The following is a 3502-nucleotide window of genomic DNA, read 5'->3' on the forward strand; positions in this document are numbered from 1 at the left end:
TTTTAAACCTGAATTTTAAGGTGTTTTTTCCCATCAGAAAGTACGGAATAGTAAGTCTGTACGGTTCTGAGTTGCTGTATATTGCCATTATAAGTCAATACGGTATGTATGAGACGCTTACGGAAATTCCTAAAATCAAATTGGAAAAACATCTCCCACGATATACCCGGCGCGGGTTATTTGTTTTTAAGGCCCTCACATAACACAACATTTACTTTACTTTAAGATGATTCCTGGCAAATTATACGTAACTTTACGGGATAGTGGTTTCGCCTGAGGTCGTCCTGCTCATTGTTTATTACTTTTTTGCCTGGTGGTTCGGGGACCTCTGGCGGGGGTGAATTATCGTTACGCATTGAGTGAGGGTATGCCATGTCAACGATTATTATGGACTTATGCAGTTATACCCGGTTGGGACTAACGGGGTATCTGGCAAGTCGGGGGGTAAAGAAACGAGAAATCAACGATGTAGTATCTGTTGATGAACTCGAATCGGCATGTGCGGCGTTACAGCCCACGGTGGTGTTTATTAATGAGGACTGCTTCATTCATGATCCTGTGAGCAGTCAACATATAAAGCAAATCATTAATCAACATCCCCGGACGTTATTTATTGTATTTATGGCAATTGCTAATATTCACTTCGATGAATATTTGTTAGTTCGCAATAATTTATTGATCAGCTCCAAATCAATAAAGCCTGAGTCCCTGGACGATATTTTGGCTGATTATCTCGGCAAAGAGAAAAAAAGTATTGGGCACATTAATTTGCCCACGCTATCACTGAGTCGGACAGAATCCAGCATGCTCAAGATGTGGATGTCGGGACAAGATACAATCCAGATTTCCGATCAGATGAATATTAAAGCCAAAACGGTATCATCACATAAGGGTAATATAAAAAGGAAAATCAAAACACATAATAAGCAAGTGATCTATCACGTGGTTCGTCTGACAGACAACGTTACCAGCGGCATCTTTGTGAATATGCGGTAAAGGTATCGAAGTATCACCCTCCTGTACGGAGGGCGAAAAAACTAATCAGTCAATTCAACAAAAATCCCGTCCGGATGACCTTTTTCATTAAAGAACCAAATACCGAGCGGGTAATCATCAAGTGACACCAGGTACATCGTACCTTCATTGAATTCCTCAATAGCCAGCACAATACCCGGACGGCGCGGACCACCGTCCGTCTTGACCGTAACCCGATCGTTTACCTTCATATCCACCCTCCTGTTTCATTTGTGCCAGTGTAGAACAATTCTCAACAACTGACAGCGTCCCCGCGTTTAGCTGGCGATTTTTTCTACCGACTATACTTAACACTGGGCCTGACGATGAGGTAAGACGGATGAGTACAGTCAAAGAGTACAGCGAAACCGCGAAACGGGATGTCAATGTCGATGTTGATGCCCTGTTGGCTGCGATAAGCGAGATCTGTGAGAGCGAAATACATCGGGTGAAAGGCAGTGATGGCCAGCGCGTGAGCGTCGACGGTCGGGATTATCATACCTGGCGGGAACTGGCGGAAGCGTTCGAACTCGATATTCACGACTTTAGCGTTACGGAAGTAAACCGCTAAAAGAAAAAATCCCGGTCATGGGGTGGCCGGGATAAAACTTGCTCTTGCAAGAAGCACTTGAAAATTCGTTACACCAGGGAATCTGATGTAGACGGCACTGTATCCTCAAACTTATTGCATGACAAGCCAATATTCACAAGTTGAATAATTAGATAGCATAATATTTCAGTTACGAATGTATCCACAAAACCCGGCCCCATGCCGCTTAAGCGCAATTGTTCCCGGCGTTTCGGCTGTCGGCCTTATGAAAAATTAAGAATTGTCTTATCGTTCAATCACCTGCCAGGAAGGAGCAGACCATGCCAACACTTGATGACCCGTTGCTGGTGTTTTCCGATGTTGACGGCACACTCCAGGACAGCCACACCGGCGACTGGCAACCCGCAGCACAGTGGCTTGCCCGGTTACGCGAATATCATGTCCCGCTAATCCTTTGTAGCAGCAAAACCGCCGCCGAGATGATTGCCGTGCAGCGCATGGTGGGTCTGGAAGGTATGCCCTTTATTGCCGAAAACGGTGCGGTCATTCAGCTTGATGAACACTGGCAGGGTAATGAAAACTATCCGCGCATCATCACCGGCTCCTCACATACAGAAATTGCCAAAGTGCTTGTCGAATTGCGCAAGCGTGATGGCTACAAGTTCACGACGTTTAGCGAAATGGATGAGCGTATCCTCGCCGATGTCGCCGGGCTCCCTCCAGCACAGGCTTCTCTGGCGCGCCTGCAGGAAGCTTCCGAGACGTTAATCTGGCGCGACAGCGATGAGCGTATGCAGGCCTTTGACGCCGCGCTGGCGCAGCTGGGTTTACGTTTCGTACAAGGAGCGCGATTCTGGCATGTTCTTGATGAGCGCAGCGGAAAAGATCAGGCGGTAAGCTGGTTAATACGTCAGTATCACCACTACAGTGGCATTACCCATATCACCATAGGATTAGGCGACGGTCCTAACGATGCCCCCCTGCTGGACGCCGTCAATTTCGCCATAATAGTAAAAGGGCTAAACCGCCATGGAGTCCACTTACAGCACGATACGCCAGAACGGGTTTATCACTGCGCCCTGGAGGGCGCAGCGGGATGGCGCGAAGGGATGGATTATGTTTTAGGTGACGGCGGCACACTGTCCACGGCGCAGACCTGATTACGGCCATTGTTTTTTGCCAGATATAGCCGGCTGTCCGCAACGGACTGGAGATACTCGAAATCGTAGTTGCCGCTCTCCTGCGCGCTGCATACCCCCAGTGATGCGGTGACGCGAACGGTTTGGCTATTCTGCACAAAAATCTCTTTGTCGCTGATGCGTTGGCGAATTTTATCCGCGACCATAGCCGCATCGGCCAGCGTCGCACCCGGCAGCAATACACAAAACTCCTCTCCTCCAACGCGTCCGGCAACATCCTGCGCACGGACAGATTTGCCAATCAACCCGGCGGCGTAGGACAACACCAAATCACCGGCCTGATGACCGAAACGATCGTTGATGCGCTTGAAATGGTCGAGGTCGATTTGAATCACCGAGAGTGGAATATGTTTCGCCTCTCACTCTTTTGTCAGTACCCTGGCGCGTTCAAACAGTGCGCCGCGATTATTCAACCGCGTCAGGGGATCGTACCAGGCCTGCCACTGCAGCGAGTGCTGGAGCTGGAACATATTGCTGACCATTCGACGGATAACTCCCCAGGAGAGCAGCAGCATGCCGGTGAACAGCAGCCATAGCAGCGCCAGCGCGATACTGATACTGCCAAAATCGCTGCGAACCCCATCATGCAACGTATGGATACGCAGCACAGTACCATCGAAATGCTTGAGCCTCGCCCAGGTCACAAATCGCGTGCCCAGCCGTGTAGTGGCACACTGAATTTGGCCACCTGAGTAGAGGTGATATGCTCACCTCAACATCTTACAGGTGAACCAATGAG

Annotated in this window: 4 protein-coding genes and 1 pseudogene; 3 read left to right on the top strand and 2 right to left on the bottom strand. The window is 49.1% G+C overall.

Annotated elements, in window-relative coordinates; translation table 11 throughout:
- Positions 1 to 372 precede the first annotated feature (372 nt).
- On the top strand, positions 373 to 996 hold the full coding sequence (rcsA, locus tag ACSZPU_RS24420; protein ID WP_499004157.1) for a transcriptional regulator RcsA: 624 nt from the start codon (positions 373 to 375) through the stop codon (positions 994 to 996).
- A gap of 41 nt (positions 997 to 1037) precedes the next feature.
- On the opposite strand, the gene dsrB is transcribed toward rcsA, so the two are convergent.
- Entirely contained in the window at positions 1038 to 1226 is a 189-nt protein-coding gene (gene dsrB / locus ACSZPU_RS24425; RefSeq protein ID WP_499004160.1) for a protein DsrB, read from the bottom strand.
- Positions 1227 to 1354: 128 nt separating this feature from the next.
- On the opposite strand from dsrB, the gene yodD reads away from it, so the two are divergent.
- Positions 1355 to 1585, top strand: a complete 231-nt coding sequence (yodD, locus tag ACSZPU_RS24430) for a YodD family peroxide/acid resistance protein (protein WP_499004162.1) — start codon at positions 1355 to 1357, stop codon at positions 1583 to 1585.
- A 299-nt stretch (positions 1586 to 1884) separates the two neighbouring features.
- Positions 1885 to 2724, top strand: coding sequence for a mannosyl-3-phosphoglycerate phosphatase-related protein (locus tag ACSZPU_RS24435; protein WP_499004164.1), 840 nt, complete (start codon positions 1885 to 1887; stop codon positions 2722 to 2724).
- Here ACSZPU_RS24435 and dgcQ read toward each other — a convergent pair.
- A pseudogene (gene dgcQ / locus ACSZPU_RS24440) lies at positions 2679 to 3425 on the bottom strand (cellulose biosynthesis regulator diguanylate cyclase DgcQ); the annotation flags it as partial. The gene ACSZPU_RS24435 and the pseudogene dgcQ overlap by 46 nt on opposite strands.
- Positions 3426 to 3502 lie beyond the last annotated feature (77 nt).

The organism is Phytobacter sp. V69, from assembly GCF_965644215.1.
In the GTDB taxonomy this organism is placed as follows: domain Bacteria; phylum Pseudomonadota; class Gammaproteobacteria; order Enterobacterales; family Enterobacteriaceae; genus Phytobacter.